This window comes from Hymenobacter citatus (genome assembly GCF_014333615.1).
Lineage (GTDB): Bacteria > Bacteroidota > Bacteroidia > Cytophagales > Hymenobacteraceae > Hymenobacter > Hymenobacter citatus.
The window spans coordinates 428,040-446,863 of record NZ_JACSCY010000001.1 but is presented as its reverse complement, the minus strand read 5'-3'; the positions used below and the strand labels follow the sequence as shown (position 1 = coordinate 446,863).

Genomic DNA, 18,824 nt, shown 5'->3' with positions numbered 1-18,824 from the left:
TGCTAGTGTTTGCTATAGAAATCAACCATAGCCTATGTCTTTTCGCCTTCGTGCTCCTTTTTATTTTGCGCTATTTACCTTCTTTCTTGCGGCCTGCGGCAAACAGCAAACTCTGCAAGGCATTTTCAATCAACCCCGCACCCCACACGAGGCCTACGCCCGGCAGCTGCGCCAAACTCACCTTGACGAAACGGCCCTGGGCCGCGACTGGCTGCAAGCTGCCGACCAGGCCCTGCGCGATTCGCTGATTGTGACGCTGCCCTTCCAGGAAACCGGCATTTTTCGGGCCGATAAAGCCTCCGCTGCTGCCTACCGCTACGCCGTGCGCGCCGGCGAAACCATCCGCGTGACACTCACCCTAAGTCCCGGCACCGATGCTCGCGTGTTTCTGGATGCGTTCGAGCTGAGTCCCGACCGCCCTACCCCCCAGCCCATCACCTCGGCTGATACCACGGCGCTTACCTTCAGCTACGACGTGAAAGACGACCACCAGCACCTGCTGCGCGTGCAGCCCGAGTTGCTGCGCGACGGCCGCTACACTGTGCGCATTCAGCGGGCGCCTTCGCTGGGTTTTCCGGTGAAGGGCAAGAGTGATGTAGCTGTGGGCAGCTTTTGGGGCGCCGACCGCGACGGGGGCAAGCGCCGCCACGAGGGCATCGACATTTTTGCCAAGCGCGGCACGCCCGCCGTGGCCGCCGTAGATGGCTACGTGACGCGCACCGGCGTAACCAACCTGGGCGGCAATGTGGTGTGGCTAGCGGATGCCGAGCACGGTCAGCACATCTACTACGCTCACCTCGATAAACAACTCGTGCAGCCCGGCCAGCAAGTGCGCCAGGGCGACACGCTGGGCCTGGTAGGCAACACTGGCAACGCCCGTACCACACCGCCTCACCTTCATTTTGGCATCTACCGGGGCGGACGCGGGGCTGTGGACCCCTACCCTTTCATTCGGCATGCCGATGCTACCCCGGCCGCGCCGCGCACCAAGGCTGAGCGCCTGGGAGAGTGGGTGCGCGTGCAGGATAAAAGCACCGATTTGCAGTACAGTCCCGCCAAAAAAGCCAGCCGCGTGGCGGCGTTGCCCCGCCACACCCCCCTATTGGTGGTAGGCAGCCAAACCGATTGGTACCGCGTACAGCGTCCCGATGGCCAGCTGGGCTACGTGGCGGCCCGCGCCGTGGTACCTACTACCACGCCCCTGCGTCGTGAGAACCTCACCCGCACCACCAACCTCCTGGCTACCCCCCTCCCTACTGCGCCGATGCTGGATACCCTACCCGCCCAAACCAAAGTAGCCGTGCTAGGCGAATTTGGCCGGTACCAGCTTGTGCGCGCCGCCAGCGGCAGCCTGGGCTGGCTGACTAAGATTCCCACTTCCTGATAGCTGTGTCTCTAGCCTGCACGCAAGAAAGCAGAATATGTGACCAGCTTCATCTGCGCCTCATGCACCACGCCCTACCTTCGAGCCGGTGATTGGAGTACAACGCGGCATATGCTCTTCGGAGGATGTGCCGCGTTTGCGTTGGCGGCACCTCAACTTAAGGCAACTCAAAACGCAAAAGCCGCCCCGCAATAAATGCGGGACGGCTTTTGCGTTTTCATATATCCGAAGGCTACTCGGCAATAACGACGGCTTTGCCCAGCGTTTTGGCATAGGCAATGCGCCGCTCGCGGCCAGTGTTGGAGGTATAGTCGAAGCCCACGGCTTTGGTATCGGCTTTCACGGCGCGCCAGTTTTCGGCATCTACGTTGGCGGGCTGGGTGGCGGCACGGGGCACAGCCGGCTGGGTAAACCGGTCATCGGCAAAGAAGGTATTCATGGCCTGTAGAATGGCAATTTCCTTGGCGCGGGTAGTAGCTGCCTGCGGGTCTTCCAGGTTGCGGGCTTCAATGAGGGCAATGGCCGGAATCACCTCTTTGCGCAGCGTGTCGCCGGTGCTGGTCAGGATGATAAAGCGGGCCTGAGCATTCAGAATCTTTGCGCCTTGCAGTTGCAGAATGAAGTTATCCTTGGTTTTGGCGCTGGAGAAGTAGTGCGTGGTGCGCACTGTATTCAAGATGCTGCGAGTGGTGAGGCGGTTGCTTTCCGTAGGCGGCGAATACACTTTGTCGGCATTCTTGGAGTTTCCTACTTCGCGCTCGGTATTGATACAGGACGTAACCTGGAGCAACAAAGCAGCGGCGACACCGGAGAGAAGAAGTTTTTTCATTGTGCGGCCGTGGCCAATTAAAATCATGCGGCAAGATACGCGGCTGACTCGCTTCACAAATCAACCCACCGCGCCCGACCGCGAATTTTATACCAGAATTGGCAGTTGGGCGCGTTCTTTTCTGCCTTTCTTCTACGCATTAGGGAATGGTAAGGTCACGTGCGGAGCGCATTCCTACAACCAACTCAACTCCACTCCGAGCGTCCAGCGCGGTAGCTCGGGGTAGCGTGCTTGGGCGCTGCCAGTGAAGGTATCGGCCAGGCGGTAGCGGCCTACCAGCGCAAAGCGCCCAATGCCAGCGCGGGCGCCCACGCCGTAGGGCCAGCGCCGCACATAGCTCAGCCCCCGCTCCGACACGCGCTGCTTGCGGGCGCCATTCGGACCGGGGCGGTCTTCGTAGAAGTGCGTGCTACCCATCACCCAACCGCCCCAGCCCAGCAGATCTACGTAGCGCCCAATGGCGTTGCCGCGCCGGCCGTAATTGATGCGTACGAAACCCTCGGCCTGAGCCTGGTGTAGCGCCAGATACTCGCGGTGGTGCTGCGCGGGCGTAGGTAGCACCTTCTGGTCGTTCTGGCGCAGGTAGTACGCCAGGTGGTCGTAGCGTAGGTCAGCCCCTACTGCTAGCGTTTGGCTTAGGCGCCACTTGTTGCGCAGGCCCACAAACATGTCTGCCGAGCGGCCGTATTCCAGCTCTGCCCCCGTACTGGCCGATGGCCCTACCACGGCCGCGTAGCCAAAGTAGAAATGGTTGTAGAAAGCCCGATTCGGACCATAGTTTTCGTAGGTAGTATCGTTGGCGACATTAGCGCGCAGCAGTATCCGCTGTGCCTGGGCGGCGGGCAGCCACCAGGCCAGCAGCAGCCCCAGCAAACCTACTCGTTTCAGTACCAGCATCATGGGGCAGCAGTATAGGTTTGCGTAAAGCCCCGATAATGCACGCGCAGCACATCGCCGGGCTGCAATAGGCGCAGGGGCACTTCCAGCACGGCCCGCTGGGTCACGTCGCGCACCTCATAGCGGCGCAGCACGCCCCGGCGGTTGGCAATGTGCCAATACAGGTAGCGCGGTGGCTCCTGGAGTACGGGTTCCTCTTCAGCGGGTACCTCGGGGGTAGGCACAGTCGACTCCTTTCCTAAAGCGGGCACCTCGTTGGAGCGCGAGGCCGGCGTCACGGCCCGCACCGAATCGGCGTAGAGCGGCAGCGTGCGGGCCGGTATAGTAGCCGCAGCTTCCCGAATAACAACGGCCACCATCGTATCGCGGCGCACAAAGTCAAAGGTAGGCGCCGGTATGGCCACTAGGCCAGACGGCGCCAGCAAGTTTGCAATTTGTGGTCGGCCGTAGCCGTGGGCATAGTCATAATACGGATACAACTCCCCTGCCTTCTCCAACTTCCGGAATACCTCCATGGCTGTAAGCTGACGCTGCTGCTGCCACACACACGCCGCCAGGCCTACCATCAGCGGACTGGCAAATGAGGTACCTTCAATACGCTCGTAGCCGCCGGGTGCAGCCACCAGAGCCGTGCCGAAAGCTACCACGTTGGGCTTCAACCGCCTACCAGCACCGGGGCCGTAGCTACTAAAGTCGCTGTGCAAGTACGTGTCGGGGTCGAGCCCGCCCACAGTTAGCACGGAGTCGCCATCGGCAGGAGTGCCAATGGTGCGCCAGTCCTCGTCCTCGCCGTCGTTGCCGGCGGCATTCACCACCAAGATGCCTTTGCGGGCTGCCATTTCGGCGGCGCGGGCAATCAGACTGGTGCGGCCGTTCATCTGCTCCGGAAAGTAGCGGCGGTTGGTGTAGCCCAGCGACGAATTAATGATGTCGACGCCCTGGCGGTCGGCCCACTCGGCAGCGGCCAGCCAGGCCTCTTCCTCAGCATATCGCTCCCGAAACATCTGCTCGGTGCGCGCTAGCAAGAACTCAGCGCCGGGGGCCAGGCCGAGGTAGCTGCCATCGGGTAGGGCACCTGCTACACAGGATAGCACCTCGCCGCCGTGGTTGGCGCCGTGGTATACGTTGGGCTGACGTTTGAGAAAATCATACGTCGCCACAATGCGCTTCTCGCTGCGTAGGTGCTCAAACGCCGGGTGGCTGTCTACCCCGTTGAAGCCCGCGTCGAAGATGGCAATGCGCAAGCCCCGACCGTTGAGGTGGGCCCGACGGAGCTGCACCGCGCCCAGGCTCTCCGTCTGACGACGGGCTAACTGACGGTTGGCGGTCGAAATCTGCATGGACGCTTCTGCGGCTGCTGTAGGGCGCGCTGCTAGTTGCGCCCGACGCTCTGGCAATGGTACCACACTACGCACGCCGGGCAGCCGGCGCAGGGCCTGCGCCTGGGCCGGCGTAGCCCAGCACACTACCCCATTCAGCCACCGACTCACCAGGGCCACCGAGTCGGTAGAGGCGGAGATGGCACGCAGGTAGGCCGGGCGCACAGGGTAGTCGGTGCTATCGGAGGCGGGCAGGTGCTGACGCGCGCGCCGGGCCAGTGCCGCTGGGGCGAAATAGGCCTTGGGGTTGAAATCAACACCTTTTTTATCGCGTAGCTGCACCCAATAATGGGCAGTAGGTGCCTGTGCTTTACTTGTGGAGGGCAACCATACGCCTACCCCTAGCAGCAACTGGCAACACAAGTAGTAAATGCGTTTACTCACAAAGTTCAAAAGCCAAAACAAAACGAGGCGTAAGGTACAACGCGAATAGCATACCCGCTGGTCAAGAGCGAGTGCATCATTAGTCAGAATTAGCGTGTCTATAGATATTCAATTTTCCTACTATTATTGCTGGCAACCAACTGCCCAACGCAAACCTCCTTTCTCGGAATAGCACAATATATCATCTTCGCAAAAGTTTTTGCGTATACAGCACAAGTCGCCGGCGAGCCCAGCAGTAACCGGCTTACCTCTTTGTTTATCCTCTGAATTTTAAGCACATGACCTCCCCTCTTTCCCGTGTGGCATTAACTGCTCTTTTGGGTGGCGCCCTCTTGGTTGCCCCCGGATGTAACAAAAAAGAAATTGCTGCCCTCCAGCAGCAAAACCAGGAACTGACCCGTTCGCGGGAGCAATTGCAGGCCGAAAAAGACGCACTGGCGCAGGAGAAAACGCGTTCGGAAGAAGAATTGCGTTCCAGTCTGCTCAACAAAAACCAGCAAGTAAGCCAGCTCAACGAGAATCTGGGCATGACGCAGCAGCAGCTCAAAGAGCGTGAAGCCCGCATTGCGGAGCTACAGCGCGTGCTAGACGAGCAGCAGGAGCGGGTGCAAAACCTGCGGCAGCGCGTAGCCGACGCCCTACTAGGCTTTAACGCCAACGATTTGCAGGTGCAACTCAAGAATGGCAAAGTATACGTGTCGCTTTCTGAGCAGCTGCTGTTCAAATCGGGCTCTACCAAGGTAGACCCCAAAGGTCAGGATGCCCTCAAAAAGTTGGCATCTGCGCTGCAAGGCAACAAAGACGTGAACGTGCTGGTAGAAGGCCACACCGACGATGTGCCGATTGCCCGCGGCACCGCTGGTATGCAAGACAACTGGGACCTGAGCGTGCTACGCGCCACGGAAATCACCCGCCTGCTTACCACCAACGGCCTCAACCCCGACCAAGTAACCCCCTCGGGCCGCTCGAAATATCTGCCGATTGTAGCCAACAATTCGCCCCAAAACCGCGCCCTCAACCGCCGTACCGACATCATCCTGACCCCAAAACTGGACGAACTCTTCCAGATTCTGGAGCAGAACTAGGAAATGGTGAGATGGTGAGATGGTGAGATGGTGAGATGGTGAGATGGTGAGTTAAAAAAAGCGGGTGTCATCCTGAGCGAAGCGAAGGACCTTATGCTTGCAGAACGAGTCGTTGGTACGTCAATCGTTCTATTGTGATAAGGTCCTTCGCTGCACTCAGGATGACACCCGCTTTTTTTAACTCACCATTTCACCATCTCACCATTTCTCACAGCCCGTATTTGCTGATGAGGTAGATGAGGGCGGCCATACTGGCGCCACCCATTTCTAGCTCGCGGCGGTTCACTTTGTCGAAGGTGTCGGCGGCGGTGTGGTGGATGTCGAAGTAGCGCTGGTCGTCGCAGTCGTAGCCGATGAGGGCTTTCACCTGGCCCTTCAGCGGGCCGATATCGGTGCCGCCGTGGCCGGGGCCGATTTCCTCGCTGTGGTAGGGTTTGAACAACGGCGCCCAGCTCTGGATTTTGGCTAGTGTGGCGGGGTCTGCTTCTACCCCGAAGCCGCGGGGCGTGAAGCCGCCGCCATCCGATTCCATGGCCGCCACGTGCTTTTCGTTGGCGGCTTTAGCCAGCTCGGCGTATTTCAGGCCGCCGCGGGTTCCGTTTTCCTCATTCATAAAGAATACGGCGCGCACCGTGCGCTCGGGGCGCAGGCCGGTGGCTTTCAGCAAGCGTAGTACTTCCATGCTCTGCACAATACCGGTGCCGTCGTCGTGGGCACCTTGGGCCAGGTCCCAGGAGTCGAGGTGGCCGCCTACGCTGATGATTTCATCGGGGTACTTCGAGCCCTTCAGCTCGCCCACTACATTGTAGCTTTTCACCTCGGGTAGCTGCTGGCAGCTCATTTCCAGCTCGAAGGTGAGGGTAGGGTTGGCTTTGAGGAGCTGGCTGAGCTGGTCGGCGCCGTTGGTGCTGAGGGCGGCGGCGGGCACTTTGGTCACTTTGTCGTCGTAGCTCATGGTGCCGGTGTGGGGGTAGTCGTCGTGGGCCAGGGAGAGGCTGCGCACTAGGGCACCCACCGCGCCGCGCTTAGCGGCCTCAATGGCCCCGCGCCGGCGCTGGTCGCCGGCGTCGCCGTAGGCCCTACCCGTCTCGATGAAGGTAGGGTTCATGGGGCGGTTGTAGAAGATGAACTTGCCCTTCACCTGGTCGTCGGGTAGGGCGGCCAGCTGGTCCCAGCTGGTTACTTCCACCACGCCGGCCTTCAGCTTGCCTTTAGTGGCTACCGAGCCGCCTAAGGCGCACACGTTGAACTTGGTGGCTTTGCTGCCGACTTTGGCTTCGGCCTTTTCCTTGGCGCCGCGCACCCAGTGCGGCACCATCACTTCCTGCAAATACACGCGGTCGAAGCCAGCTTTTTCCATGGCTGCTTTGCCCCACTCCACGGCCTTTTGTGCCTCCGGCGAGCCACTGAGGCGGCCGCCTACCTGGCCTGTGAGCTGGCGCAGGTTCTCGTAGCTCTGCCCACGCAGCAGGGCTTCGTCGTAGAGTGTACGGATGGCCATCGAGTCGATTTTGGAGGCAGACTGGGCCTGAGCAGCGGGGGCCAGCGCGGCCGCCAGGGCCACGGCCGCTACCCCGCGAGAGAGAAAGCGCATGTAGAGAGGAGTGTGGTGGAGAGAATCGGGAATAGCAGGCAGAACGAAGTCGCAATATAGAAAGCCGACTTAGCGTAAGAAACGAAAGCAGCATTATTTCGCCCCGGCGCCGTAGTGCCGCACCGCCACCGTGCCGGGGCCACCAGCACGGGGCAGCTTCACCTCAAACAGATAATCATACTCATTATCAGCTATTTCCTGAAAGGGTCGCGTCACTTGTAGCTCGTCCAGCAAGGGCAAAAGTGTGTTGGAGTGCCCTACCACTACCACCGTTTTGCCCGCGTATTCCTGCCGGATCTGCTCGGCCAAGCCGCGCTGGTTGCGCGCGCTGTACACAATGGGTGGCAGCCGCAGCGCCGTAGCCAGCGGGGCCACGGTGCCACGGGTGCGACGGGTATCGGTAGTGAAGATGGCCGTTATAGGCCGATGCTCCAGCAACTCGCGTAAGTCCACGGCACGCTGTTCGCCGGCCGGCGTCAGGGCCGGATCTGGCAGGTTAGGGGTAGGGTCCTTCTCAGCGTGACGCACTATGTATACTGTGGTAACACTGGCCATGCCAGGATTGGCAGAATGGGTGCCGCCACACCCGGCTAACAGTAGTAACGAGAAAAAGAGAAGTAGAATAGTGCGCATAGTGTGAAAAGTAGGGGTGCCTTGCAGGCGCCCGTGGAGGTGAAGGAGTAGGCAGTGGCGTTTGCCGAAACGAGACTTATTCGGTAACGAAGCGTAGCAGACAATGGGCGCCAGCAAGGCGCCCCTACCCTATTTCAGGCTCATGATCTGAGCCAACTCGGCGGGGCTGACTGTGAGCAGCCCTACCTTGGGCAGGCGCCCGGTGAGGATGCGCCAGTTAGGTTCCTGCTGAAAGATAGGCCGCAACAGTGCCAGCGCGGCCGGCACTTGCTGCTTGTTGGCCAGACTGATGGCGTGCCAATACTTCATTTCCAGGTTCTGGGGAAACATCTTCTCGGCGGCTTCATACTCGCGAATGGCACCAGGCACATCATTTTTCTCTACGGCCAGGTCGCCGGCGTTCATGTGCTCGTAGGCGCGGTGCAGGTTCAGCAGGCGGCGCAGCTCTTGCAACGGCTCGGCGGCATCGTCCACGCGCAGGTCGATGAGGCGGTCGGCCCAGGGACCTTCGGTGGCGGTGCCGCGCACCACCAGCAGCGCCGCCGACTGCCGCCCGCGGATGTCGCCGCCCGCGGCCTGGGCCGCGTCGAGGGCCGCCAGCACGCGCTCGGCCAGAGGTAGGGTGGCGTGCTGCTCGTAGGCCTTGGCCATAGCGGCAGGCACGGTATTGTTGAGCATCATGTTGGCCTGCACCGAAAACTGAGTACCCTGCACATGGCCGGCCTCGTCGATGCACTTTTTGCCGGTGTGCGTGGCTACGTTACCTTTTGCGTCGAGAATGGCAACCTGACGCACGTCGCGGCTTTCATCGGCGGCCAGCAGCTCGTCTAGCGCTTTCTGGGCGGTTTTGCCGCTCTTGAGCAAGGCCAGTCCGCGCGGCCCGAAGGATTTGTTGGTGAAGGATTGCGTCGCCACTACCCCTACCCCAGCCTCGCCCCAGCTCACCGAGGTACCCACCGAAAACCAATGGCTCTGCACGGCCACGGCCATATCGCCGGTTTTCAGGTCGCGGGCCACGATGGAAAACGTGTGCGCCAGCGGGTCGGTGACGGAGTATACCTGTGCGGTGGCAAAGTGGCTACTCAGCAGGGCAAGAAAGAACAGCAGCGTTTTGATGGGCATACGAACTAGGGTGAAGTCGGTATCAAGATAAAGCAGAAGACGCACATACGGCCCCTCCGTCGAGTTTCCAGAGATTTGGAAACTCGACGGAGGGGCCGCTACACACTGTTCTCTCAGTGTTGGCCTACCTCTGAGCACAGCACCACAAGATACTGGTACTGTGCTCAGAAGCGCCTTATTTTACCTTCAGCAAACGGACGTTTTGAGCCGTTTCGCCCGTGGTCAACCGCACTAGATACATGCCCTCTGCTAAGGTGTGGCTATCCACCGGGAAGCGGTAGTTTTTACCGGCTTCGGCAGTGCCAGTAGCCACGCGCTTGAGCAGCCGACCAGTTATGTCGTAGAGTTCGAGCACGTACTCTTGCGTTTGGGCCTGCTGGAACTCAATAACTGCTTCTTCTGCGAAGGGATTTGGGTAGATGCTCAGCTTTCTGCCTGAACTCATTGCCTCTCCTTCGGCAAGAAATTGCGCGCTGCTTGTAGCAGTGGCCGCTAGGGTAGCCGCGCTGCCATCCAGGGGACAACCAACGCTGTTGAGGTCTTCGAGCTTCGTAGCCAGCGTGTTCACAGCTTTTTTGTCTTTGCTTGTGAAGGCTGCATTTACATCTGCTATAAGCTTCTGTGTATTATAGCGATAAGGCGCACTATAGGCTACCGCGCTGCTGCAACTATTCAGCAGCGCCGCTACCGATTGCCGGCCCAGGTTGTAATTGCCGCCACCGCCAGACTTCAGCACCTCCAACAAGGTTTTGGCTCTAAGGTCGGCAGGAGCCGATTGAAACACAGTGCCGTAGAGAGTAGTGGGCGTGTAGCATCCCCACTGGGCAGGGTGGTTTTTCCAGTAGCCCAGCCCGCAGCCCTGCGCTACGGCGTTGTCATTAACCGTTACCGACACCGCGGCAGAGGTGGTGGCCAGCCCTTTGTCGTCGGTGGCGACGGCCGTGAGAGCATACGTGCCGACTGTTACCCCGCTCCAGCTATAGGTGTAAGGGGCAGCCAGGACTTCGCCTAGCTTAGTAGCGCCCACAAAGAATTCCACCTTCGCCACGCGCCCATCGGCATCGGCGGCTTCGGCTGTGAGGCTGATGGTGGCCGGCGCGCTGAACATGGCACCGGGAGCCGGCGACGTGAGGCGAACGGTAGGCGCTTCGTTGGTCCGAATGGTGATGGTGTAGTCCTCCGCCTCGCCGTAGTTCATCGACGACGATGACTGCTCACCCGTAATCTGGGGGCTGTAGTTGCTCCGTACCCGCATGCGCGTGGTGCCCAGCCGCGCCGTAGCCGGAATGGCAATGGTGGCCGCAAAGGGAGACGTGGAGGAGGTAGGCGAGGCGTACACAAACTCCCCTTCGTCATCAAAATCCTTGTCTTGGTTGTAATCTATCCACACGCCAAAATACATGGGGTAGTTGGCCGCCTGCATCTGCATGGCGTAGCTTTCACCGCGGGTAAGAGTAGTAGTCAGCGCACCGGTTGGAGGATAGATGGTGTAGCCATTGGCCGTGCCACCGCCGCAGCCCGAATTGGCATTTGCCAACGTGCTGAAGCTAAAGCTGTTGATAAGCGTCGCAAAATTAGTACAGCCATCGGTGTACGTGGGTTGCTCGTAGTCTTTTGTGGCGATGGAGTAGGCCCCCAGGGAAGCATAGTCGGAGTTGGCTCCGAGCGCGCCCACCGTGCCGTCGATGGTTAGGTAGTAGGTGCCAGCTGGCCACGTGCCCTCCACCGTGGCCGAGAGCGTGACTGGGTCGGCCACGGTCACTACGGTGCCGGCCGCGTCGCGTAGGGTCAGCAGCACGTCCAGGTTAGGATGGGCAGGATCGGGACGGACGCTGAGCGCCAGGCGGCCGCCAGCGTGTTTGATGGAGAAGACGTCTACATCCGTTGTGGTGGAAATAACGCCCTTGTTGGCCTCCCCCGACACCACCCCGCCTGCGCCTACCACCAACGGGGTAGCCGAGGCCAGGTCGTTGCCGTGGTCATCGGCCCGGTAGCCGAAACCGTTCATGGTGCTGATTTTCAGCAAGTCATCCTCCAGATTGTTGGCGTAGGGATACTCGCCCTTGCTCCACTGTGCCACCGGCACGTAATAGCCCACTCCCATGATAGGAGCCCAAGACTGCTGACCAGCAAAATATCCTTCGGCGGGGGTAGTGCGGCCATCGTGCCCCAGGTACAACGTGTGGCCGCCCTCGTGCGAGCCGGCTTCGCCGGCGCCCTTCACGCCCCCATTGAAGACCCAGCAGGGCGTTTCGCCGTAGGTGGTGCCACCCCAGGTGAAGGACCCAATATAGGCTACGCCCCCGGCACCTGGGTAGAAGTAGGTAGTGGGCGTGAAAATAACCCGCATCCGCTGGCTCGGTGGCGCTTGGTTGAAGACGGCCTCACTCGTGGTTACGTTCAGGGCAAAGGGACGGTAGTCCTCACTGACCAGCTTCCACACCTCAATCATCTCCCGTTCCGAAAGCGTAGCGGGGGCTGCCTCAATGGAATTGCCGTTGTTGAAATTGTAATTCCACAGCGTATTGGTTACCGTCTGCCCATCAAAATCGAGGTAGAGCACTGCGCCGGCTCCCGGCAGACTCTCCAGAGCCGGTACGGCGGCAGCCACCGTTGCACTGGTGGCCGCTTGCGTGTTTGCGGGAGCAGTGGGCTGACGGTCTTGGTAGCCCACACACAGCACTTTGTCGATGTTTTCCTCTGTCAGGTACACCGAGCCATCGGCAGTAGAGGAAAACCGGTAGTATTTCTTCTCGTCGCGCAGAATCACCGAGCCCGTGGCCTCCCGGTCCGATACCTTCAGGTAAAACGAACTGTGCTTGGTGCCTGCTACTTCGCCAAAGAACAACTCAGCGGCTCCCTGCCGCTTATTTTCCGTTAGAGTAAGCGCCAAGTCTTTGCCTGCAGGCACCGCTTGCCGCACCGCTGTGCCTACCCCCTTAGCGCCGGCCGTTGCAGCTTGCGGGTGCTTTTTATACTGCGCGGCCACTTCCTGGAGCTTACCCAGGTACAGCGGTTTCTGACCATAGGCCGGCACCAGCAGCCCCCCAGACAGAAGTAAAATCAAGAAGCAGTAGATGTTTTTCATAGGATGTGGAATGAAGTGGAAAGGATGGATCGTGTTGCTTGTTGTACCTGAGAATAGGTGGCGGCACCGCATACTGCGCCAGTTCGTCGGCGCAGCGCGGCGTCTACTTTCTGGTTAGCGTGACTTGTATTTCTGCGCCGGTCCCTGCGGGCGCAGGGGCACCTGCTACCTGCCCGGCAGCCGTTGGCGTAAAGAAGTTGGGCGAGCGTATGGTCAAGCGTTGCGCAGTTAGCTCGTGGGTAGCGACCCACACCATATCCTGCCGCGAAAAGCTAAGAAAGCGCCCTTGTGCCTTGTAATTCAGAACCGCACAGGGCTTCGCAGCACCCTCTGCGTGCACTGCCAGGGTAGTAGCGCTAAAGGTGACTGTAGTACCAGGCCGGATAGCTTGGCATAGCGTAGCAATGCCAAGTGGAGTAACCGATTGATCAGTAATGACCCACTCACCTTCCAGTGTAGACTCTACCGCCTTGTTTTGCCCAGGGCGTTGCGCTTGCACGCACCCCACGCAGCATAGCGCCATAACGAGCACCTGCACACCAACTATCGTCACAAATAACTTCATAAAGCACTACCCTCTCCTTAACAGATAATACACAGCCTGGCCCTGGCCAACAGCTTCTGATTTTCCTATTACTTCGCAACCCTATCCTATCTAGCAGGAGGCAGGCAGTTGGTCTACACTCTGGGTATAACTCTCTAACTATCGAGCAGATGCCGGTGCAGCACAAGGCAGAACCGGTACGGCGTAAATGGACTGTATACTAGAACTATTACTCTATTATTCAAAGTTAAATTAGAATGTTTATATACTAAGGAAAATGTTAAATTCGTCGTATTTCACACGGTACGCCCTCTGCAGATAAGGATTGAAGGGTGAACTTGCTTTCGTTTGCTGATGTGCGCGTGGCGTCGCCCGCAAACAAACTTTACCTCTTCTCTCTTACCTTGACACGCTACAGCGTAGCTTTCCTACCCTCCCCATTGCCCATACTCTCTTGCCTACCCCCGCCATCCACGTCCGCAACCTGACCAAACGCTACCAGGACCGCGCCGTGGTGCAGGATATTTCCTTTGCGCTGGCGCCGGGCGAAACGCTGGTGCTGCTTGGCCCCAGCGGCTGCGGCAAAACCACGCTGCTGAAGATGCTCAACCGCCTCATCGAGCCCGACGGTGGCACCATCGAAATCAACGGCCACGACATCCGGCAGCAGAATCCCGCCGAGCTACGGCGCGGCCTGGGCTACGTGATTCAGCAGGTAGGGCTCCTACCCCACTACACCGTAGCCGAAAACGTGGCTGTAGTGCCTAAGCTATTGAAACACAAGCCGGAGCAGATTACCCAGCGTACCACAGAGCTGCTCACGCGCCTGCACCTGCCGCCCGCGCAATACGCCGGCCAGTACCCGCGCCAGCTTTCGGGCGGACAGCAGCAGCGTGTGGGCATTGCCCGCGCGCTGGCCGCCGACCCGCCCATTGTGCTCATGGATGAGCCCTTTGGCGCCCTCGACCCAATTACCCGCGCCGCCATCCGGCAGGATTTTCGGGAGCTGGACGAACTGCGCCGCAAAACCATTGTGCTCGTAACCCACGACGTGCAGGAGGCTTTCGAGCTAGCCGACTGCATTGCGTTACTCAATCAAGGTCAGATTCAGCAGATGGGCACGCCACGGGAATTACTGTTCCGTCCGGCCAACAATTTTGTGCGCCAGTTTTTCGCTGCCGAGCGGCTGGCGTTGCAGCTACGCGTGTTGCAACTGGCCGATGTGCTGCCGTTTCTGCCAATGCTTCCGGAAACACTGGATGCGCCTACCCTACCCACTACCGCCTCGGTGCAAGAGGCGTTGGAGCTGCTCAGCGGCGCGCCAGGCAGCCAGCTACGCATTGCCGAGACGAATAAGGCGGTAGATTTGGCGGGGCTGATGGCGGGGTTTGAGCGAGCGTTGTCGGCGGCAACAGCCTGAATTGGGTTGCTAAAATATTTAGTGCGCTGTACCTTAGCTAAAAAAACTTACTTGTTTCCGTATGGCCACCCGTAAGAAAAGCACTTCCACCTTCGTACCCGATGTCCCACTCGTAGTGGTTTCAGACGCCGCGGAGGTAGCAGCTATAGATATAGAACTAACGCCCGCGCCTACGTCAGACCTGGATGCCTCGCTGTGCGCCACGTGCGGGGAGCCGCTGGCCTGGCACGAGGAAGCCTGCGGTGTGCCCATCGCCGCGCCCGAAAATCGGCCTACCCGCTCCGCTCCCGAGGCGCTGCCGGAAGTCGACCCCGGCCTGACGCCGCGCCCGTTTGCTTACGCGCTGGGGCAAACCGTGCAGCCTACCCCCGATGCGTCGGTGCATACCATCGTCTGGCGCGGCCAGGTGAAAGCCCGACATCCACGCCTGGGACTTATCCACCGCGTAAACGTCTACCGACTCGACAACGGCTATTGGGACTGTTATTACGAAACGGACCTACGCGCTGCGTAAGCAGCCTTTTCTGCGCCGGCTGTGCTCACCATGAAGGAGGCTGTTTTCGTGGCTACTAGTATGTCTACCCGCTACCCTACCCGGCTTCTCCATCATCTATACCAGACCCTGTGCAAACTCTCTCCGACCTTTTCTCTTTCTGGCACGAGCAAGCCGCCAAACTTGGCCAGCAGACCATTCAGCACATTGGTCTCACGGCGGCGGCTTTGCTGCTGGGCGTGCTGGTAGGAGTGCCCGTGGGGCTGGCGGTGGCGCGGCGGCCGCGGTGGGCGGGGCCGGTGCTGGGTTTTGCGGGTGTCTTGCAGACCATTCCGAGCATTGCGCTGCTGGGCTTTCTGATTCCGCTGATGGGCATTGGCTACAAGCCGGCCATTTTCGCGCTATTTCTGTACTCCTTGCTGCCCATTGTGCGCAACACCGTGGAGGGTGTGCGCGGCGTAGATACTGGCGTGGTGGAGGCCGCCCGCGGCCTGGGCCTCACCAACTGGCAGATTCTGCGGCGCGTGGAGCTACCGCTGGCCCTGCCAGTACTATTTGCGGGCATCCGCACGGCCACGGTGATAAATGTGGGCGTGGCCACGCTGGCGGCCTACGTAGCAGCCGGCGGCCTGGGCGAGTTCATTTTCGGTGGTATCGCGCTTAATAATCCCGTCATGATCCTGGCCGGCGCCATTCCGGCGGCTGGGCTGGCGGTGGCCTTCGATGTGGCACTAGCGGGCGTGCAGCGCCTCAGTGCCCGCCAGCTCACGCGGGTAGGCACGGCGCTGCTCGTGGCGCTGCCGCTGCTGGGCGGCCTCTACCTGCTACCCCGCGCCAGCGCCCGGCTGCGGGCGGGTTTCAGCCCCGAGTTTGTAGGGAGGGCCGATGGGCTGCCGGGCCTGGCCACGACTTATGATTTGCACCCCAGCAACGTCATTCTGGCCCCGGCCCTGGTGTACGAAGCCGCCCGCACCGGCGAAGTCGACCTCATCGATGGCTACTCCACCGACGGCCGCATCAAAGCCTACGATCTGCGCGTGCTCCACGATGACAAGCAGGCCTTTCCGCCTTACTACGCCGCGCCCGTAGTGCGCCCGCAGGTGCTGACGGCCCACCCCGAGCTAAGCCCAGTATTGGCCAAACTCACCGGCCAGATCAACGATTCGGTGATGACCGACCTGAACTATCAGGTTGATTTCCTGCACAAAGAACCCCGCGCGGTGGCCGAAGCCTTCCTGCGGCAGCGTGGCCTATGGGCGGCACCTCGCCCTACCCCCGCCACCGCGCCTACCATTACGCTTGGCTCCAAGATTTTTGCTGAGCAGTACATTCTGGTTGAGCTATACGCAGCCCTCATTCGCGCCAACACCGATTTGAATGTAGCTTCCAAAACTGGTTTGGGTGGTACCAGCATTTGTTTTGAAGCCTTGCGGCGTGGCGAAATTGACCTGTACCCCGAATATACCGGCACAGGCCTGCTGGTACTGCTGCAACCCTCCGCCGCTGTGCTAGACTCGCTCGGTGGCAACCCCCAGGCTGTGTACGACTACGTGCAGCAAGGTTTCCGGCGGCGCTACAACTTGGAGTGGCTGGCGCCGCTGGGCTTCAACAACGCCTATGCCCTACTCATGCGGCGCAAGCAGGCCACCAACTTAGGCATTGCCTCTATTTCGCAGTTGGGCGCCTACTTGCAGCAGTAGCAAAACTATCGGCTCGCGCTGGCGGAGCTTTGCGGTAACGCATTTCTTTTTCTATTCATGAAACAATGTTGCATATATTTGTTGTATAGATATTCATTCCCCTCTTATTGTTCGTTATGTCTTCTGACACGCTTTTTGATGCACTGATTGTTGGTGGCAGCGTAGCTGGTCTTAGCGCCGCGCTGATGCTGGGCCGTTCACGCCGCCGTGTGTTGGTACTGGATGCCGGCCGGCCGGCCAATCGGCAAACGCCCCACTCCCACAGCTTTTTCACCCGCGACGGGGCTACCCCGCAGCAGCTGCTTGCCATTGCCCGCGAGCAACTCCTACCCTACACCACCGTACAGCTCCGCACGGCCACCGTCACGCACATTACCCCTGATGGCCCCTATTTCAGCCTGAGCACCGAGGATGGGCAGACTTTCCGGGGACGTAAGCTACTACTTGCCACGGGCATCCGCGATGAAATGCCCGCACTGCCGGGCTTTGCTGACTGCTGGGGCATCTCGGTGCTGCACTGCCCCTACTGCCACGGTTACGAAGTGCACAGCCAGCCGCTGGGCGTGCTCGGCAATGGCGACATGGGCTTTCATTTTGCCCGCATGATTCAGCATTGGTCCGCTGATCTACGCGTGTTCACGAATGGGCCTTCTACCTTCACCGCAGAGCAGACCCAGCAGTTGCAGGCCCATGCTGTCCGCATTATCGAATCACCCTTGGCGGCGCTGGAGCACGAGGCGGGTCAGCTGCGCTACCTTCACCTGACCACGGGCGAGCAGGTACCGCTTACGGCCTTGTTTGCCCACGTACCTTTTTCCCTACCGCTTGACTTTCATGTACAACTTGGTTGCGAACTCACGGAGAACGGGCACCTGCGCACCAACGAGATGGGCGCTACTACGGTGCCCGGCGTATTTGCGGCAGGCGACCTTACCACGCCGATGCGGCAGATATCCGTTGCCAGCGCCCAGGGCGGCATGACAGGTGGTGCGCTGGACCGGGAATTGATAGCAGCAGACTTCTAACGCTATTGCTTCGCGGTAGGCGATGCAAGAGGGAGCTGGTCAACTTTACCTGGCTGAGCCAGTAACAGTACTGTACTCACTAGCTTCCAACATGCTCGATTTTATCCGCAATACGTTTCAGGCGGCGTCACCAGCACCGCACGCACCTTCTACTCCTTCTGACACTTCCAAGGGCCCGTTTGATCCAAAGCAGCAGTCCGATGGCTTCATGACGCGGGTGCTACTTGTGGTAGGGACGCTACTGTGCGTAGGGCTCCTGTTGTGGTTTCTGTGGGCCAGCATGTCTATTTTGCTGTTGGGCTTTGGCGCAGTGCTATTTGCTGTGTTGCTACGGGCAGTAGGTCGAATATTTTGCCGGATTTCCAGTAAAATGCCGCAAAAGCTGGCGGTTACGCTGGCCTTGTTGCTCCTAATTGGGCTTATTACCGGGTTTGTGCTACTGGCGGCGCCGCGTATATCGGAACAGGCTAGTACTCTATCGTCTAACCTGCCGGCGGCCGTCAACAAAATTGAGGAGCAACTGGAGCAAACACAATGGGGCCACTACCTCATCGATAAGATTCGCTCCGATGCCTCAGCCCCTAACCTAAGCCGCATGACGGGCTACGTAGGCAGCTTCCTGGGTATTGTGGCCAACACCGTGGTGCTGCTGATTGCAGGCTTCTTTCTCGCCCTCAACCCTGATCTATACGTCAATGGCTTCACGCGTTTGTTTCCTATAGCCCGCCGGAAACGGGCGCGCGAGGTAGTGAGCTGCGTGGTGAAACAACTGGAAGGGTGGCTACTGGGGCAATTTATTGCGATGCTGGCCGTGGGTATTCTTACCTGGGCGGGCCTGATGCTACTGGGCATTCCGCTAGCGCTGGTGCTGGGAGTACTGACGTTTATCTTGGACTTTGTACCCTTTGTGGGGCCTATTGCGGCAGCCGTACCGGGAGTGCTACTGGCGGTGCTGCAAGGCCCCGAAATGATGCTGTATGTGGGCCTGGTGTACCTGGGTGTGCAGCAGGTAGAAAGCTATGTGGTGGTACCCCTGGTGCAGCAGCGCACCGTAGCGGTGCCGCCGGTGCTGGTGCTGCTGGGGGCGTTGCTGGGTGGTGTGTTGGGCGGCCTGCCGGGTACCATCATTGCCATGCCTGCCCTGGTCACGTTCATGACCTTGATTCAGGAGCTCTATATTAAGGATGCGCTAGGTGACCACCAGTCAACGGACGAAAACGAGTAGCCCCCGCCGAAACCGCTGCTAT

14 protein-coding genes are annotated in these 18,824 nt (G+C 59.7%); 7 read left to right on the top strand and 7 right to left on the bottom strand.

Annotation, left to right across the window (positions count from 1 at the left end; translation table 11 throughout):
* The first annotated feature begins 34 nt into the window (after positions 1 to 34).
* Positions 35 to 1,384 (top strand): M23 family metallopeptidase, encoded by a 1,350-nt coding sequence (locus tag H8B15_RS01815; protein ID WP_187317941.1) that lies wholly within the window; start codon positions 35 to 37, stop codon positions 1,382 to 1,384.
* Positions 1,385 to 1,616: 232 nt separating this feature from the next.
* Here the strand turns inward: H8B15_RS01815 and H8B15_RS01810 are convergent, their stop codons facing one another.
* The 3 genes from H8B15_RS01810 to H8B15_RS01800 all read right to left on the bottom strand — a co-directional run bounded on the left by H8B15_RS01810 (position 1,617) and on the right by H8B15_RS01800 (position 4,873).
* Positions 1,617 to 2,213, bottom strand: coding sequence for a hypothetical protein (locus tag H8B15_RS01810; protein ID WP_187317940.1), 597 nt, complete (start codon positions 2,211 to 2,213; stop codon positions 1,617 to 1,619).
* 174 nt (positions 2,214 to 2,387) lie between these two features.
* Positions 2,388 to 3,113: a hypothetical protein gene (locus H8B15_RS01805; protein ID WP_187317939.1), complete on the bottom strand. Its 726-nt coding sequence runs from the start codon at positions 3,111 to 3,113 to the stop codon at positions 2,388 to 2,390.
* Complete coding sequence (locus tag H8B15_RS01800; protein WP_187317938.1) at positions 3,110 to 4,873, bottom strand: S8 family serine peptidase; 1,764 nt, start codon at positions 4,871 to 4,873, stop codon at positions 3,110 to 3,112. The genes H8B15_RS01805 and H8B15_RS01800 overlap by 4 nt, the downstream gene beginning before the upstream one ends.
* A 278-nt stretch (positions 4,874 to 5,151) precedes the next feature.
* Between H8B15_RS01800 and H8B15_RS01795 the strand changes: the two genes are divergently transcribed.
* Positions 5,152 to 5,958, top strand: a complete 807-nt coding sequence (locus tag H8B15_RS01795; RefSeq protein WP_187317937.1) for an OmpA family protein — start codon at positions 5,152 to 5,154, stop codon at positions 5,956 to 5,958.
* A 208-nt stretch (positions 5,959 to 6,166) separates the two neighbouring features.
* On the opposite strand, the gene H8B15_RS01790 is transcribed toward H8B15_RS01795, so the two are convergent.
* The 4 genes from H8B15_RS01790 to H8B15_RS01775 form a co-directional block, all read right to left on the bottom strand.
* Positions 6,167 to 7,552, bottom strand: coding sequence for a M20/M25/M40 family metallo-hydrolase (locus H8B15_RS01790; RefSeq protein ID WP_187317936.1), 1,386 nt, complete (start codon positions 7,550 to 7,552; stop codon positions 6,167 to 6,169).
* A 93-nt stretch (positions 7,553 to 7,645) separates the two neighbouring features.
* The gene (locus tag H8B15_RS01785) at positions 7,646 to 8,185 is read right to left on the bottom strand and encodes a phosphoglycerate mutase family protein (RefSeq protein ID WP_187317935.1); all 540 of its coding nucleotides are present in this window, start codon (positions 8,183 to 8,185) and stop codon (positions 7,646 to 7,648) included.
* A gap of 129 nt (positions 8,186 to 8,314) precedes the next feature.
* Positions 8,315 to 9,301 (bottom strand): DUF1028 domain-containing protein, encoded by a 987-nt coding sequence (locus H8B15_RS01780; RefSeq protein WP_425489772.1) that lies wholly within the window; start codon positions 9,299 to 9,301, stop codon positions 8,315 to 8,317.
* Between the two features lie 181 nt (positions 9,302 to 9,482).
* Positions 9,483 to 12,395, bottom strand: coding sequence for a GEVED domain-containing protein (locus H8B15_RS01775; protein ID WP_187317933.1), 2,913 nt, complete (start codon positions 12,393 to 12,395; stop codon positions 9,483 to 9,485).
* A gap of 998 nt (positions 12,396 to 13,393) precedes the next feature.
* Between H8B15_RS01775 and H8B15_RS01770 the strand changes: the two genes are divergently transcribed.
* The 5 genes from H8B15_RS01770 to H8B15_RS01750 all read left to right on the top strand — a co-directional run bounded on the left by H8B15_RS01770 (position 13,394) and on the right by H8B15_RS01750 (position 18,802).
* Entirely contained in the window at positions 13,394 to 14,359 is a 966-nt protein-coding gene (locus H8B15_RS01770) for an ABC transporter ATP-binding protein (RefSeq protein ID WP_187317932.1), read from the top strand.
* A 61-nt stretch (positions 14,360 to 14,420) separates the two neighbouring features.
* Positions 14,421 to 14,873: a hypothetical protein gene (locus H8B15_RS01765; protein WP_187317931.1), complete on the top strand. Its 453-nt coding sequence runs from the start codon at positions 14,421 to 14,423 to the stop codon at positions 14,871 to 14,873.
* 110 nt (positions 14,874 to 14,983) lie between these two features.
* Positions 14,984 to 16,552 (top strand): glycine betaine ABC transporter substrate-binding protein, encoded by a 1,569-nt coding sequence (locus H8B15_RS01760; protein ID WP_187317930.1) that lies wholly within the window; start codon positions 14,984 to 14,986, stop codon positions 16,550 to 16,552.
* Positions 16,553 to 16,668: 116 nt separating this feature from the next.
* Positions 16,669 to 17,577: an NAD(P)/FAD-dependent oxidoreductase gene (locus H8B15_RS01755; protein ID WP_187317929.1), complete on the top strand. Its 909-nt coding sequence runs from the start codon at positions 16,669 to 16,671 to the stop codon at positions 17,575 to 17,577.
* Between the two features lie 91 nt (positions 17,578 to 17,668).
* Entirely contained in the window at positions 17,669 to 18,802 is a 1,134-nt protein-coding gene (locus H8B15_RS01750) for an AI-2E family transporter (RefSeq protein ID WP_187317928.1), read from the top strand.
* Positions 18,803 to 18,824: the final 22 nt, after the last annotated feature.